We start from the raw sequence: 14,750 nt of genomic DNA, 5'->3' as shown, positions 1-14,750 counted from the left end.
TGAGCAGGGTGCTGTCGACGGTCACGGTCAGTGCTCCTTGGTCGGTGCCGGGGTGGTGCCGGGCTCGTGGGGGGTGCGCAACAGGCACCCGGCCTCGGACAGCGCGATCCGGGCCTCGGCTGGAAGGGCGTCGTCGCTGATCACTGTGTCGACCGCCTCCAGCGCGGCGATGTGCGCCAGTCCGACCACACCCCACTTGGAGTGGTCGGCCAGCACCGTGACGGCAGCTGCTGCGTGCAGCAGCGCACGGTCGGTGGCGGCCTCGGCCAGGTTCGGCGTCATCAGTCCGCTCGCGTCCAGCCCGTGCACCCCGAGGAACAGCCGGTCGACCCGCAGCGTGGCCAGTGCGGCGTCCGCCACCGGCCCGACCAGGCCGTCCGAGGGGGTGCGCGAGCCGCCGGTGAGGATCACGTCCAGCGGGGCGACCCCCGGCGCCGCCCGGTGCAGGGTCTCGGCGACCGGCAGGGAGTTGGTCACCACGGTGAGGGGCCGCAGCTCGGTGCCGGCGGCGATCCGCTGGGCCAGCAGGTGCGTCGTGGTGCCCGCGGACAGCGCGATCGCCTGACCGGGCGCGATCTCCTGCGCGGCCAGGTCGGCGATCGACTCCTTCTCCGCCGCGGCCCAGGTCGTCTTCGCCTCGAAGCCGGGCTCGTCGGTGGGCCGGGCCAGGGTGTCCGGGGCGACCGCGCCACCGTGCACCCGGCGGACCAGTCCGGCCCGATCGAGTTCGGTGATGTCGCGTCGGACGGTCATCTCCGACACGTCCAGCAGCTCCACCAGGTCCGCGACCCGCACCGCACCCCGGCCACGCACCTCGGCGACGATCCGATCCTGTCTCTGACTGGCCAGCACGATTGACAGTATCCACCACAACCGAACAGAAACCAACACGGCGCCACCGGCGCCCGGCGAGTCCGGTGCCACGGCGCCACCGGCGCCCGGCGAGTCCGGCGCCACGGCACCACCGGCGCCCCGCGAGTTCGGTACCCCGGTGTCGAGTTCGGTACCTGGGGTACCGAAGTGGGCGCGGATGTACCGACCTCGTGGGCGGTGGTGGCTAGCCTCGTCCCATGCCCCATCTGCTCGTCCTGCGCGGCCCGTCGGGCTCGGGCAAGAGCACGATCGCGCGAACGCTGCGGACCGAGCTCGGTCGACGCACGACGCTGGTCGAACAGGATCAGATCCGGCGCACGCTGCTCTGGGAAGGGGACGAGCCGGTGGGCTGGCGCCGCAGATGATCGACCTGATCGCGCGCGCCTCACTGGGGGAGGGCCGGCACACCGTGGTCGAGGGCATCCTCGCCGCCGAGCGATACGGGGACATGCTCCGGGCGTTGATCGCGGACCACGACGCGACTGTGGTCTACCTCGATGTGCCGTTCGCCGAGACGCTGGCGCGGCACGCCGACCGACCGCAGGCCTCCGACTTCACACCGGAGCAGATGGCGGAGTGGTGGCTGCCGGACGATCGGCTGGGTGTCCCGGGCGAGGTGGTCCACCGACCGCCGACCAGCGTCCCGCGCATCGTCGAGGACCTGCGCGGTCGGTTCGGCTGATCCCCGCCGGCCATGTCGGGCCGACGACCGGGCTGCTGTCCCTAGTGCCGGATCGGCGTCAGCCCCAGCGACTTGCCCGCCAGCCCCCGCGCCCGGGACGCCAGGCTCCGTGCCACCCCGCGCAGCGCGACCGCCGCGGGGGAGTCCGGGTCGGACAGCACGACCGGGGTGCCGCCGTCGCCGGCCTCGCGCAGCTGGATGTCCAGCGGCACCTGGCCGAGCAGCGGCACGTCGCCGCCGGAGAGCCTGGACAGGTTCTCCGAGACCCGCCGGCCGCCGCCGGAGCCGAACAGCTCCAGGCGCGTGCCGTCCGGCTGCTCCAGCCAGGCCATGTTCTCCACGACGCCGACCAGCTGCTGGCGGGTCTGCGCGGCGATCGACCCCGCACGCTCGGCGACCTCGGCGGCCGCGGTCTGCGGGGTGGTGACCACGATCAGCTCGGAGCCGGGCAGCAGCTGGGCCACCGAGATCGCGATGTCGCCGGTCCCGGGCGGCAGGTCGAGCAGCAGGACGTCCAGGTCGCCCCAGAACACGTCGGAGAGGAACTGCTGGAGTGCGCGGTGCAGCATCGGCCCGCGCCACACCACCGGCTGGCCCGGCGGGACGAACATGCCGATCGAGATGACCTTGACCTCGTGCGAGATCGGCGGGAGCAGCATCTCGTCCACCCGGGTGGGCGGCTGGGTGACGCCGAGCATCCGGGGCAGGCTGAAGCCGTAGATGTCCGCGTCGATCACGCCGACCCGCAGCCCGTCGGCGGCCATCGCGGCGGCGAGGTTCGCGGTGACCGAGGACTTGCCGACCCCGCCCTTGCCGGAGGCGATCGCGTAGATCTTGGTCAGCGAGGTGGGCTGGGTGAACGGGATCACCGGCTCGGGGCCGCCGCGCAGTCGTTCGGTGAGCTGGGCGCGCTGCTCGGGGCTCATCACGCCCATCGCCATCCGGACCTCGTGCACGCCGTCCAGCGCCTGGACCGCACCGGTGACGTCCTGGGTGATGGTGTCGCGCAGCGGGCAGCCCGCCGTGGTGAGGTCGATGCCGACCGTGACGATCGCGCCGGCGTCGTCGCTGGTGTCCACGTCGACCGAGCGGACCATCCCCAGCTCGGTGATCGGCCGCCGGATCTCCGGGTCGATCACGTGCTCGAGCGCGGCACGGACGGCGGCGGCGACCGCCTCGGGGTCGCGGTGGTCCAGGGCGGCTGTCATGCCGTCCATCGTAGGTCGGCTCCCGGTCGGCCCGGCCAGGGCCGAAGACCCGCCGGTGACGTGAGGTGCGCCTCAGCGGTGGTCGGAGTGCGGGCCGGAGTCCTCGCGGTCCTCGGCCAGCTCCTCCAGCAGGTTCCGGATCTCGGACCGGACGAAGTCACGGGTCGCGACCTCGGACAGCGCGATGCGCAGCGCCGCCATCTCCCGGGCCAGGAACTCGGTGTCGGCCAGGTTCCGCTCGGCGCGTTGCCGGTCCTGCTCGGCGGTCACGCGGTCCCGGTCGGTCTGCCGGTTCTGCGCGAGCAGGATCAGCGGCGCGGAGTAGGAGGCCTGCAACGACAGCATCAGGGTCAGTGCGGTGAAGCCGTTGGCCGCGCTGTCGAACCGCAGGGTCTCCGGGCCCCAGGCGTTCCAGGACAGCCAGAGGATGCAGAAGATCGTCAGATAGAACAGGAACAGCGGGGTGCCCATGAACCGGGCGATGCCCTCGGAGATCTTGCCGAAGGCGTCCTCCTGCAACCGGGGGAGGAAGGTCCGCCGCGCGGCCTTCGGGGTATCGAGACGCTCAGGCACGGGTGCCTCCCTCCACAGTCGCCGGTGCCTCGGGCTGCACCTCCTCGTCGGTCTCCCGCCAGTCCTCGGGCAGCAGATGGTCGAGCACGTCGTCCACGCTGACCGCGCCGATCAGGCGACGTTCCTCGTCGATCACCGGGATGGCCAGCAGGTCGTAGGTGGCCAGCCGCCGGGTGACCGCGAGCAGCGGGGTCTCCGGCGGCACCGGGTCGATGTCGGTGTCGACGATCGATCCCAGCGGCTCGTGCGGGGGTTCGCGCAGCATCCGCTGCAGGTGCACCACGCCGATGAACCGCCCGGTCGGGGTCTCCACCGGTTGCCGGACCACGAACACCATCGACGCCAGCGCCGGGGTGAGGTCGCGGCGGCGCACGTGGGCCAGCGCGGTGGCGATCGGGGTCTCCGGGCCGAGGATCACCGGCTCGGTCGTCATCAGACCACCGGCGGTGTTGTCCTCGTAGGCCAGCAGACGGCGGACGTCACGGGCCTCCTCGGGCTCCATCAGCCCGAGCAGTTCGGCCTGCTCGTCGTCCGGGAGCTCGCCGAGCAGGTCGGCGGCGTCGTCCGGCTGCATCGCCTCGAGCACGTCCGCGGCGCGGGTGCGCTCCAGGCCGGACAGGATCGCGACCTGGTCGTCCTCGGGCAGCTCCTCCAGGACGTCGGCCAGCCGCTCGTTGTCCAGCGCGGTGGCGACCTCCAGCCGGCGGGTGGTGCCCATGTCGTGCATGACGTCGGCCAGGTCGGCGGGCTTCAGCTCGTCGTACTGGGCCAGCAGCAGGGCGGCGCCCTGGTTCTCCGTCATGCGGGCCAGGCCGGCGACGTCGTCGATGTCGATCAGCTCGGGTTCGCCGCGCCGGCGCAGCAGCCCGCCACGGCCGGGACGGTGCCGCCGGACGAACAGCTTGGTGATCAGGAAGTCTCCGTTGCGCTGCCGCTCGATCGCCACGTCCTCGACGGTGGCGGTGCCCGAGCCGTCGGTCAGCGGCACGGTGCGGTCGAAGAGCTCGCCGACCACCAGGGTCTCGAACGGACGCTGCTCGAACCGGCGCATGTTCACCAGACCGGTGGAGATGACCTGACCGGGATCGATCGCGGTCACCCGGGTCAGCGGGACGAACACCCGGCGTTTGCCGGGCACCTCCACGACCAGTCCGACCGCGCGCGGGGCGCCCTTGGGTCGGAGGAGGACGACGACATCGCGCACCCGGCCGACCTGATCACCGATCGGGTCGAAGACGGGGGTCCCCGCCAGGCGCGCGACGAAGACTCGGGTTCCGGCGCCGCTCACGCGGTGAGCGTATCGGTCGGAGCGCTTCGCCGCCGACCTGGACGAAGTCTGGACGCCCGCCATGAGTTCCCTGCTGGCCACCCGTGTTCTCTGGCACCGGTGCTCGGGGTGCGCGAGGATGTGGTCATGTCCTTCACCGGTGGTCCTCGCGTTCCCCCGACACCGACTCTGCCCCAGGGAGAGACGGTCGCGTCCTACGGCACGTATCTGGAGGCGCAGCGCGCGGTCGATCACCTCTCCGACCGCCAGTTCCCGGTCCAGCACGTCACGATCGTCGGCACCGATCTGAAGATGGTCGAGCGGGTGACCGGGCGACTGACCTACCCGCGGGTGGCCCTGTCGGGCTTCCTGTCCGGCGTGTGGTTCGGCATCTTCATCGGCCTGCTGTTCATGCTGACCTCCAACTCGCTCGGCATCCTGCTGGTCGCGATGGTGGTCGGCGGTGGTTTCGGCCTGCTGTTCGGCGTGGTCAGCTACGCGATCACCGGCGGCAAGCGGGACTTCACCTCGCAGAGCCAGATCGTGGCCAGCCAGTACGCGGTGCTGTGTGCCACGGAGAAGGCGCACGAGGCCCGCACCCTGCTGCGTGAGGTCGGCGCGGTCCGCACCGGCCAGCCGGCTGCCCCGGCCGCCCCGTTCGGCGCTCCGCCGTCGAACCCGGCAGCTGCGCACCCGCAGGCCCCGGTCGCGCCCACCGGCCCCACACCGCCCCGTCCGGCCGAGCCTCGGTACGGGCAGTACGCGGCACCGGCGGAGTCGGCCGCACCGGCCCAGCCTGCGGCCCCGGCCCAGCCCGCCGCCCCGGCCGATCGCCCGGCACCGCAGTACGGCCAGTACGCGGCCCCCGCCGAGCAGCAGCCTCCGGCCCCGACCGCGCCGCCGCAGGATCCGGACGCCCCGGAGCAGCAGCAGCGCTGACAGCCACGAAGGCCCCGTCCCGATCACCCGGGACGGGGCCTTCGTCGTGTGCGGCGGGGTCAGCCCAGCAGATCGGCCATCCAGCGCTCGATCTCCTCCGGCGTCCTCGGCAGCGCGGCCGAGAGGTTCTCGTTGCCGTTGGCGGTGATCAGCACGTCGTCCTCGATCCGGACGCCGATCCCGCGCAGCTGCTCGGGCACCCGCAGGTCGTCGGCCTGGAAGTACAGACCGGGCTCGATCGTGAACACCATGCCGGGCTCGATCACCGCGTCCAGGTACATCTCCCGGCGGGCCTGCGCGCAGTCGTGCACGTCCAGACCGAGGTGGTGGCTGGTGCCGTGCACCATCCAGCGCCGGTGCTGCTGGCCCTCGGGGCTCAGCGACTCCGCGGCGGTGACCGGCAGCATGCCCCACTCCTCGAGCCGGGCCGCGATCACCTCCATCGCGGCGGCGTGCACGTCCCGGAACCGGTTGCCCGGCACCGCCACGGCGAAGGCGGCGTCCGCCGCGTCCAGCACCGCCTGGTAGACCCGGCGCTGGTCCGCGGTGAAGGTGCCGGTGACCGGCAGGGTGCGGGTGATGTCGGCCGTGTACAGCGAGTCGACCTCGACCCCGGCGTCGACCAGCACCAGCTCGCCCTCGCGGACCTGACCGTCGTTGTCCGTCCAGTGCAGCGTGGTGGCGTGCGACCCGGCGGCGGCGATCGTCTCGTAGCCGACGTCGTTGCCCTCCTCGCGGGCCTTCGCCAGGAAGGTGCCCTCGATCACGCGCTCTCCCCGGCGGTGCGCGACCGCCTCCGGCAGCCGGCGGACCATCTGCTCGAAGCCCTCGGCGGTGGCGGCGACCGCGGCGCGCAGCTCGCCGACCTCGTGTGCGTCCTTGATCAGCCGCAGCTCGGACAGCGCCTCGGCCAGCCGGGCGTCCAGCTCGGCCTGCGGGGTCTCGCGGATCTCCTCGACCACCGCCTCCACGGCGTCGTCCACCTCCGGGACGACCAGCACCTGCACGCCGTCGGCGCCGACGTCCTTGGCCAGCGCGTCCCGCAGCTCGTTCGCGTGTGCGGTGGCCAGGCCGGTCACCGCGGCCATGTCCTCCAGGGTCGGGCGGGCACCGACCCAGAACTCGCCGTACCGCGCGTCGGCGAAGAACTCCTCGGTGTCCCGGGACGCCAGGGGCCGCATGTACAGCACCGCGCGGTGGCCGCTGCGGGTGCCGTCGGGCAGCTCGTCACCCTCGCCGTCGGCGGCGGGGTGCAGGACCAGCACCGCGTCCGGCTCCTGCTCCGAGCCCAGCCCGGTCAGATGCGCGAAGGCGGAGTGCGGGCGGAACCGGTAGTCGGTGTCGTTGGACCGGACCTTGAACGCGCCGGCCGGGATCACCAGGCGCTGACCCGGGAACTCGGCGGAGAGCGTCGCCCGGCGGACGGCGGTGAAGTCGGCGGCCGCACCGCGCGCGGCGGTGCTCGCCGGGCGGTCGGCCCAGCCGGAGGTCACCCAGTCGATGAAGGCGGCGGACTGCGGGCGCTGACTGCGGTTGGAGCCGCGGTCGGCGAGGGACTGCTCGGACGTGTCGCTCATGGGGCCAGTCTGACACCGGCTCACTAGGCTGCGGCGGTGCGCATCGACCTCCACACCCATTCGACCGTGTCGGACGGCACCGAGCCGCCCGCCCGGGTCCTGGCCGCGGCGGCGGAGGCCGGGCTGGACGTCGTCGCCCTGACCGACCACGACACCACCGCCGGCTGGGCCGAGGCCGCCGACGCGGTGCCGGTCACCGGGGTCGCCCTGGTCCGGGGCACCGAGGTCTCCGCCCTGGTCGGTGGGGTGAGCGTGCACCTGCTCAGCTATCTGCAGGACCCGGAGCACCCGGCGCTGGCGACCCTGATCGCGCGCACCCGGGAGGCCCGTCAGCACCGGGGACGCGAGATCGTCGAGCGGCTGGCGGTGGACTACCCGATCACCTGGGCGGACGTCGCCGCCGTGCAGCAGCCGGGGACCGTGGTCGGTCGTCCGCACATCGCGGACGCGCTGGTCGTGCTCGGCGTCGTGCCGGACCGGTCCGCGGCGTTCGACGGTCTGCTGGCCGGGCGCAGCCGCTACTACGTGCCGTACTACGCGCCGGAGGCGGTCGACGTGGTGCAGGCGATCCGGGCGGCGGGCGGAGTGCCGGTGTTCGCGCATCCGGGCGCGGACGGACGCGGCCGGGTGGTGCCGGACCGGGTGATCGAGGACCTGGTCGAGGCCGGACTGGCCGGGCTGGAGGTGGACCACCGGGACCACGACGCCGCCCAGCGCGCCCGGCTCGGGGAGCTGGCACGACGGCTCGGGGTCCTGGCCACCGGGTCCAGCGACTACCACGGTGCGGGAAAACCGAACCGGTTGGGGGAGAATCTGACCGCCCCGGAGGTGCTGGGGCGGATCGAGTCGGAGGGACGGACACCGGTGGTGCGAGCATGAGCGCGGTTCTCGACTGGCGCTTGTTCAGTGAAGTCTTCATCACCCTGTTCGTGATCATGGACCCGCCCGGGACCGTGCCGATCTTCCTGGCGCTGACCGGCACCATGACCAAGCAGCAGCGGGCCAAGGCCGCCCGGCAGGCGATCCTGGTCGCGTTCGGCGTGATCCTGGTGTTCGCGGTCTTCGGCCAGGGGCTGCTGTCCTACATGCACATCTCGCTGCCCGCGCTGCAGGCCTCCGGTGGTCTGCTGCTGCTCCTGGTGGCGATGGAACTGCTCACCGGCAAGTCCGAGGACCCGCAGCCCTCCGGCAACAGCAAGGTCAATGTGGCCCTGGTGCCGCTCGGCACCCCGCTGCTGGCCGGACCCGGTGCCATCGTCGCGACCATGGTGTTCGTCCAGCAGAGCGACGGCACCGCCGCCGACTGGGTCTCGATCGGCCTGGGCATCGTGGCGGTGCACCTGTGCCTGTTCCTGGCCATGCGGTTCGCCGGCGTGATCAACCGCGTGCTCGGCGACTCCGGCACCACGCTGGTCACCCGGATCGCCGGTCTGCTGCTCGCGGCGATCGCGGTGCAGTTGGTCGCGGACGCGGTGCGGGCGTTCATCGCGGCGGGCTAGCTTCCGGGTGCCGATCCGGCCGGTCCGCGTGAGCATCGACCGGTGACCTCGCTGCGCACCCGCCTGTCCACCGCCCTGCTCGACCGTGTCGCCGGCCCGCACGGGAACCGGATCCGCGACCGGATCCACGGCACCCCGGGCGACCGCTGGTTCGCCCCCGACGCCCCGATCCGTCAGGTGCACGGCGACGCGTCGATGTTCATCGGCGGTCTGAACGCGCTGCTGCTGCAGTCCTGGCACCCGCGGGCGATGGCCGCGGTGGCGGCGCACTCCGGCTACCGCGGTGACCCCTGGGGACGGTTGCAGCGGACCAGCGCGTTCCTGGCGGTGACCGCCTTCGGCACCGCGGAGCACGCCGGACAGGCGACCCGTGCGGTCCGGGAGATCCATGCGGGGATCAGCGGGTTCTCCGAGGAGGGGGAGCCCTACGCCGCCTCCGACCCGCACCTGCTGCGCTGGGTGCACGTGGCGGAGGTGCACGCCTTCCTGACCGCCCACCAGCGGTTCGGGGCACGGCCGCTGTCCGCCCGGGACTGCGATCGGTACGTGGCGGAGGCGGCCCGCACGGCACGCGAGCTCGGAGTGCTCGACCCCCCGGAGACGGTGCGGGAGCTGCGGGCGGAGCTGGACGGGTTCCGGCCCGAGCTGCGGGGGAGTGCGGCGGCGCGGGACGCGGCCCGGTTCCTGCTGCACGAGCCACCGCTGCCGCTGCCGGCACGGCTGCCCTACCGGGGCCTGGTGCTCGCGGCGATCGGGCTGCTGCCCCGGGCCTGCCGGGAGCCCCTGGGCCTGCCGGATCGCCCGTGGCTCGACCGCTGGCTCGCGCCCGTCGTCGGCGCCGTCCTCACCCGCGTCGTGCGCTGGGCGCTCGCCGCCCAGCCACCGTTGCCCACGCCGTCCGCGGGCTGAGGCCCGCCCGTCCTCGCGGGGTCTGCCGCCGCCGGCTGCTCGGAGCGCCCGGAGGGTCGCCGCGGACCGTCTCACACGCACGGAGGGCGTCCCGTCGGACCGACGGGACGCCCTCCGTGGGGTCGTGCGGGTCGAGCGGTCAGCTCTCGGTGCTGGGCGCGGCCGTGCCGGAGCCCGAACCGCCGCGACGGCGACGACGGCGACGACGCGGTGCGTCACCGCCCTCGGTCACGGCGTCACCGGCCGGGGCCGGGGACTCGGACCGCGGTGCCTCGGCGGACTCGGACCGCGGTGCCTCGGCCGAATCGGACCGCGGCGCCTCGGAGCGGCGGTTCCGCTGCCGCGCCGGACGGTCGCCGGAGCGCTCGCCACGGCCGCCCTCGGAGCGCCCGCCCTCGGAACGTCCGCGCCCGCCCTCGGAGCGTCCGCTGGTGTGCCGCTTGCCGGTCTCGCCCAGGTCCTCGAGCACCTCGGCCTCGAGCCCGGCGCGGGTGCGCTGGGAGCGGGGCAGGCGGCCGGTGGTGCCCGCCGGGATGTCCAGGTCGGTGTAGAGGTTCTCCGACGAGGAGTAGGTCTCGGCCGGGTCCGGGATGCCCAGGCCGAGCGCCTTGTCGATCAGGGACCAGCGCGGCACGTCGTCCCAGTCGACGAAGGTGACCGCGGTGCCCTTGTGCCCGGCGCGGCCGGTGCGGCCGGTGCGGTGCAGGTAGGTCTTCTCGTCCTCGGGGCACTGGTAGTTCACCACGTGGGTCACGTCGTCCACGTCGATGCCGCGGGCGGCGACGTCGGTGGCGACCAGCACGTCGACCTTGCCGTTGCGGAACGCGCGCAGCGCCTGCTCGCGGGCACCCTGGCCGAGGTCGCCGTGCAGGGCTCCGGCGGCGAAGCCACGGTCGACCAGCTCGTCGGCGACCTTGGCGGCGGTGCGCTTGGTCCGGGCGAAGACGATCGTCAGGCCGCGGTCCTTGGCCTGCAGGATGCGGGCGAGCATCTCGACCTTGTCCAGCGCGTGCGCCCGGTAGATGACCTGCTTGATGTTCTTGACCGTGGCGCCCTCGTCGTCGGGCTGGTTGGCCCGGATGTGGGTCGGCTGGGTCATGTAGCGGCGGGCCATCGCGACGACCGCGCCCGGCATGGTGGCCGAGAACAGCATGGTGTGCCGGGAGGCCGGGGTGCGGGCCAGCAGCTTCTCCACGTCGGGCAGGAAGCCGAGGTCGAGCATCTCGTCCGCCTCGTCCAGCACGACGCAGCGCACCGCGGTGAGGTCGAGGTGGCCCTGGTTCATCAGGTCGATCATCCGGCCCGGGGTGCCGACGACCACCTCGACGCCGCGGTTCAGCATCTCGATCTGCGGCTCGTAGGCGCGGCCGCCGTAGAGCAGGGCGACCCGGACGCTGCGCCGCTTGGAGGCGGTCTGCAGGTCACCGGCCACCTGGACGGCGAGCTCACGGGTCGGGACGATCACCAGCGCCTGCGGCTTGCCCTGGTTCGGGAAGGTGTCCCAGCCGTCCTCGGCGGGGGCGATCACCCGGTGCAGCAGCGGCACGCCGAAGCCGAGGGTCTTGCCGGTACCGGTCTTGGCCTGGCCGATGATGTCGTGCCCGGCCAGCGCGACCGGCAGGGTCATCGCCTGGATCGGGAACGGGGTGGTGATCCCGGCGTCGGCCAGGGCAGCGACGATCTCCGGACGGACGTCGAAGTCCGCGAAGGTCACGTCGGCGGCCTGCACCGAGGCGGCGGTCGGGGCGTCGATCGTCTCGGCCGCGATGTCCTCGGGCAGAGGTTCGTTCGTGGTGGTGTCTGTGGTCACGGAGGACTCTTCACTCGTGCAGGTGGCGGGCCGCACATCGCGCGGGGGCTGGCCCCGGGCAGCGACGGGCATCGCCACGGTCTGGTCCGGCAGCCGATCGTGCAGGTGTGCCGCCGGCGGTCCCGCGCGAGTGACACACGGAACGGCTCGGCGCGCCGTCGTCGAGACGACCGGGCAACCGCTAACGGCGGTCATCCTACGGCACGGCCGTGGATCGGTCCCGGCGACGTGCGCGGACGCCGGGACCGATCCGGTCAGACGGCGGCGCGGGACCCGCGCTGGCGGACCACTGCCAGCACCAGGGCCAGTGCGGTCGCGGCCACCGTGACCCCGAAGGCCGCGGTGTGCCCGGAGGAGTCCGCCAGCGACCCGGCCACCCCGGCGCCGCAGGCGTACCCGATGCTGGTGGCCCCTGCGAGCAGGGTCATCGCCAGGGCGCTGCGGGCGGGCGGCACCGAGTGCTCGGCCTGGGAGTAGACCGAGATCATGAACGGGGCGATCGCGAAGCCGAGCACCGCCACCGCACCGATCAGCGGTCCGAGCGAGTCGACCAGGAGCAGCGGCCAGGAGAGCGCGATCAGCGCGACGCCCGCCGCCAGCATCCGGCGGCGCTGCGGCACCCGGGCCGGGATGAACGCGGTGGCCACCCCGGCGAGCGCGGAGCTCACCCCGAGCATGGCGTGCACCAGGCCGGTGACCCCGGCCTTGCCCACCGAGTCCGCCAGAGCGTTGGTGCCGGTCTGCGTCGCGCCGAACAGCACGCCGACCGACCACTGGGCGAGGATCAGCACGAGCAGCCCGGCGGTGAGGAACCGGCCGTCCACCGGGCGGTGGTCCGTGCCGGTCGTCCGGGCGGGGATGGTGTTGGCCGCGTGCACCGCCGGGCCGGTGAGCCGGGCGGTGGGGTGCAGGGCGAAGGCGGTGCCGAAGACCGCCAGCAGCGCGGCCGCCGTGATCAGCGCTCCGGCGGGGGAGACCAGGACCGCCGCGATGCCGACCAGGGCGGGGCCGAGCGCGAAGGACGCCTCGTCGGCGGCCCCCTCGTAGGAGAACGCCGCGTCCACCAGTCGGCGCTGGTCGCTGCCGGACCGGGCCGCGAGCGGACGCCAGCGCACCCGGGCCAGGGGGCCGACCTGCGGCAGCACGGCGCCGAGGGCGGCGGACATCGCGATCATGGCGGGGTTCGGGGCACCGTGGTGGGCGAGCAGCACCAGGCCGATCAGCCCGGCGGTCCCGGCGAGCGACTGGACCAGGACCACGATCCGCTGGCCGTGGCGGTCGCAGAGCATCCCGGCGATCGGTGCTCCGATCGCGTTGGCGACGGCGAGTGCTCCGGCGGCGACGCCGCCGACCTCGTTGGAGCCGGTGGCCCGGAACACCAGCATCAGGGTGCCGACCTGGGCCATCGCCATCGGCAGCCGGCCCAGGAACGCGACCAGGACGTAGAGCGGACCGGTCAGCGCGAACAGGCGTGAGTATGCGGAGAGCGCATGCACGGAGGACCTCTCAGGGGGTACGTCGGACGGACGCGCCTCCCCACCACCAGGTCGCGGACTTCCCCTGTGCTGTGGGCCAGCATAGCCGGGCGGGCTACGATCGACGGATGACTTCTGCCGCCACCGAGGGCCGTCCCGAGGCCGCCGCCGACCGTGCGGACCACGCCGACACCGTCGAGCTGCTCGGCCTCGTCGCCCATCTGCAGCACGTCGCCTTCGGCCGGCTCGCGGACGACGCGCGCGAGGCGCCGACCACTGCGCAGCAGCTCGAGCTCAGCCGACTGGCGGCTGCGGCGGTCGACCGGCGCGACCGGGTGCTGGCCCGGGTCGGTGAGCTGGGCGGGGACCCGGAGCTCAGCCTCGGCGCGTACACCCGGCTGCTGGAGGACTTCGACCACCGCACCCAGCCGAGCACCTGGTGGGAGCGTCTGCTGCGGTCCTACGTGGCCGAGGGCGTCTCCGACGACTTCTGCCGGATCGCCGCGGGCGCGGTGGACGAGGTGACCCGTGAGCTGCTGCTCGAGGTGCTGGACGACGCCGCGCACGCCGAGCTGGCGGTCGCGGAGCTGGAGACCGCGGGGGCGCAGGACGAGGTGCTGGTCTCCCGGCTCGCGCTGTGGGGTCGTCGGCTGGTCGGCGAGGCGCTGGGCGTGGTGCAGCAGGCGATGGCCGCGCACCCGAGCCTGGTCCGCCTGGTCGGACGCCGGGACGGCGCACCCGCCGCGGCGCCCGCCGACGAGGCCCCGGCCGCGGACCCGAAGCTGTTCGGCGAGCTCACCGCCGAGCACACCCGCCGGATGAGCCGGCTCGGCCTCACCGCCTGAGGTCCGCACGACGGCCCGCACCCCAGGAGCGTCGGCACGACCGCCCGCACCCGGGAGCCGCAGCACGAAGGCCCGCACCCCGGAGAGGGGAGCGGGCCTTCGTCGTCACCGGGTCAGAGGGCGCCGAAGCCCACCGTGCCCTTGGCCTCCGTGCCGATCTCCACGTAGCCGATGGCGGCCGAGGGGACGATCACCCGGCGACCGCGCGCGTCGGTCAGCTCCAGGGTCGACTTGCCACCCAGGGCGGCCTCGACGGCGGCGGCGACCTCGTCCGCGCTCTGCGCCGACTCGATCACCAGCTCGCGGGGCAGGTTCTGCACACCGATCGTGATGTCCACGCTTCGTCGTCTCCTCGCATCAGAGCTGAGTGCACCCGGCGGGTGCCTGCTGCGGTCATCCTAGGTCGGACGCCGGCCGGACGTGCCTGCGTTCGCCCTCGGCCGATGTCAGGCCGGGCCGGCGTCCGGATCCGGCAGGAAGTCGCGCACCCCGCCCCAGGCCAGCCGGGTCACCAGCGCGGCGGTCTGCCGGGCGTCCGGCGCGTGCGGGTCGCGCAGCCGCCGGGTGGCGGCCTGCTGGGCCATCGCGGCCAGACACGGCGCCAGCACGGCCACCGGCGACGGGGCCAGACCGGGCACCCCGGCGAGCACCTGCTCCAGACGGCCGGTCACCAGATCGGTGGCGCGCTCGACCCTGGCCCGGACATCGGGGTCGTGCATCACGTCGGACTCGAACAGCAGGGCCGCGGCCTCGCCGGTGCGGTCCACGAACTGCAGGTACGCCGCGACCACGCCGGTGATCGCGTTCCGGGCGTCCGGCACCTCGGCGATCGCGGCGTCCACCGCGGACAGCAGGTCCGCGCCCCGGGCGTCGACGACGGTCAGGTACAGGTCGAGCTTGGACGGGAAGTGCCGGTAGAGCACCGGCTTGCTCACCTCGGCCCGCTCGGCGATGTCGTCCATCGACACGTGATGGAAGCCCTCGGCGGTGAACAGCTCCTGGGCGACGCGCAGCACCTGGGCGCGTCGCAGGTCACGCGGCATGCGGGCCGGTCGTCCCTGGCCGGTGGGAGGGGTCGCCATCGGGCGATGAT

16 protein-coding genes are annotated in these 14,750 nt (G+C 73.7%); 7 read left to right on the top strand and 9 right to left on the bottom strand.

The features are described from left to right. Positions 1–27 precede the first annotated feature (27 nt). Positions 28–852: a DeoR/GlpR family DNA-binding transcription regulator gene (locus OGL89_RS08475; protein WP_263119500.1), complete on the bottom strand. Its 825-nt coding sequence runs from the start codon at positions 850–852 to the stop codon at positions 28–30. A 218-nt stretch (positions 853–1,070) separates the two neighbouring features. Between OGL89_RS08475 and OGL89_RS08470 the strand changes: the two genes are divergently transcribed. Next, on the top strand, positions 1,071–1,238 hold the full coding sequence (locus OGL89_RS08470) for an AAA family ATPase (protein WP_263119499.1): 168 nt from the start codon (positions 1,071–1,073) through the stop codon (positions 1,236–1,238). After that, entirely contained in the window at positions 1,235–1,555 is a 321-nt protein-coding gene (locus OGL89_RS08465; protein WP_263119497.1) for a hypothetical protein, read from the top strand. Before OGL89_RS08470 ends, OGL89_RS08465 begins: the two co-directional genes overlap by 4 nt. Before the next feature lie 41 nt (positions 1,556–1,596). Here the strand turns inward: OGL89_RS08465 and OGL89_RS08460 are convergent, their stop codons facing one another. The 3 genes from OGL89_RS08460 to OGL89_RS08450 form a co-directional block, all read right to left on the bottom strand. Continuing rightward, complete coding sequence (locus OGL89_RS08460) at positions 1,597–2,763, bottom strand: Mrp/NBP35 family ATP-binding protein (protein ID WP_263119496.1); 1,167 nt, start codon at positions 2,761–2,763, stop codon at positions 1,597–1,599. 72 nt (positions 2,764–2,835) lie between these two features. After that, positions 2,836–3,336, bottom strand: coding sequence for a DUF1003 domain-containing protein (locus OGL89_RS08455; protein ID WP_263119495.1), 501 nt, complete (start codon positions 3,334–3,336; stop codon positions 2,836–2,838). Continuing rightward, complete coding sequence (locus OGL89_RS08450) at positions 3,329–4,624, bottom strand: CBS domain-containing protein (RefSeq protein ID WP_263119494.1); 1,296 nt, start codon at positions 4,622–4,624, stop codon at positions 3,329–3,331. The genes OGL89_RS08455 and OGL89_RS08450 overlap by 8 nt, the downstream gene beginning before the upstream one ends. Before the next feature lie 126 nt (positions 4,625–4,750). Between OGL89_RS08450 and OGL89_RS08445 the strand changes: the two genes are divergently transcribed. Beyond that, positions 4,751–5,542 carry a general stress protein gene (locus OGL89_RS08445; protein ID WP_263119493.1) on the top strand — a complete coding sequence of 264 codons (792 nt, stop codon included), beginning with the start codon at positions 4,751–4,753 and terminating at the stop codon, positions 5,540–5,542. Between the two features lie 59 nt (positions 5,543–5,601). Here the strand turns inward: OGL89_RS08445 and OGL89_RS08440 are convergent, their stop codons facing one another. Further along, a complete protein-coding gene (locus OGL89_RS08440; RefSeq protein WP_263119492.1) occupies positions 5,602–7,119 on the bottom strand; it encodes an aminopeptidase P family protein in 1,518 nt (505 codons plus the stop codon). A gap of 36 nt (positions 7,120–7,155) precedes the next feature. Here OGL89_RS08440 and OGL89_RS08435 point away from each other — a divergent pair, with 36 nt between their 5' ends. From OGL89_RS08435 to OGL89_RS08425, 3 genes are read left to right on the top strand one after another with little or no spacing between them, the layout of a single operon-like run. Beyond that, positions 7,156–7,998: a PHP domain-containing protein gene (locus OGL89_RS08435; protein WP_263119491.1), complete on the top strand. Its 843-nt coding sequence runs from the start codon at positions 7,156–7,158 to the stop codon at positions 7,996–7,998. Beyond that, positions 7,995–8,618 carry a MarC family protein gene (locus OGL89_RS08430; RefSeq protein WP_263119490.1) on the top strand — a complete coding sequence of 208 codons (624 nt, stop codon included), beginning with the start codon at positions 7,995–7,997 and terminating at the stop codon, positions 8,616–8,618. The genes OGL89_RS08435 and OGL89_RS08430 overlap by 4 nt, the downstream gene beginning before the upstream one ends. A gap of 42 nt (positions 8,619–8,660) precedes the next feature. Then, positions 8,661–9,527: an oxygenase MpaB family protein gene (locus OGL89_RS08425; RefSeq protein WP_263119489.1), complete on the top strand. Its 867-nt coding sequence runs from the start codon at positions 8,661–8,663 to the stop codon at positions 9,525–9,527. 139 nt (positions 9,528–9,666) lie between these two features. Here OGL89_RS08425 and OGL89_RS08420 read toward each other — a convergent pair whose 3' ends face one another. Both OGL89_RS08420 and OGL89_RS08415 read right to left on the bottom strand, forming a co-directional pair. After that, positions 9,667–11,280: a DEAD/DEAH box helicase gene (locus OGL89_RS08420; protein ID WP_263119522.1), complete on the bottom strand. Its 1,614-nt coding sequence runs from the start codon at positions 11,278–11,280 to the stop codon at positions 9,667–9,669. Between the two features lie 311 nt (positions 11,281–11,591). After that, positions 11,592–12,833, bottom strand: coding sequence for an MFS transporter (locus tag OGL89_RS08415; protein WP_263119488.1), 1,242 nt, complete (start codon positions 12,831–12,833; stop codon positions 11,592–11,594). Between the two features lie 107 nt (positions 12,834–12,940). Here OGL89_RS08415 and OGL89_RS08410 point away from each other — a divergent pair, with 107 nt between their 5' ends. Beyond that, positions 12,941–13,657: a ferritin-like domain-containing protein gene (locus OGL89_RS08410; RefSeq protein ID WP_263119487.1), complete on the top strand. Its 717-nt coding sequence runs from the start codon at positions 12,941–12,943 to the stop codon at positions 13,655–13,657. 113 nt (positions 13,658–13,770) lie between these two features. Here OGL89_RS08410 and OGL89_RS08405 read toward each other — a convergent pair whose 3' ends face one another. Together OGL89_RS08405 and OGL89_RS08400 are read right to left on the bottom strand one after the other, a co-directional pair. Then, on the bottom strand, positions 13,771–13,995 hold the full coding sequence (locus tag OGL89_RS08405) for a DUF3107 domain-containing protein (RefSeq protein ID WP_263119486.1): 225 nt from the start codon (positions 13,993–13,995) through the stop codon (positions 13,771–13,773). Positions 13,996–14,103: 108 nt separating this feature from the next. Next, positions 14,104–14,739, bottom strand: coding sequence for a TetR/AcrR family transcriptional regulator (locus tag OGL89_RS08400; RefSeq protein ID WP_263119485.1), 636 nt, complete (start codon positions 14,737–14,739; stop codon positions 14,104–14,106). Positions 14,740–14,750 lie beyond the last annotated feature (11 nt).

Origin of the sequence: Cellulomonas sp. RIT-PI-Y (genome assembly GCF_025642745.1) — a bacterium.
Lineage (GTDB): Bacteria > Actinomycetota > Actinomycetes > Actinomycetales > Cellulomonadaceae > Cellulomonas.
Note: the sequence above shows the minus strand (reverse complement) of the source record. Positions and strands in the feature narration are given on the sequence as shown.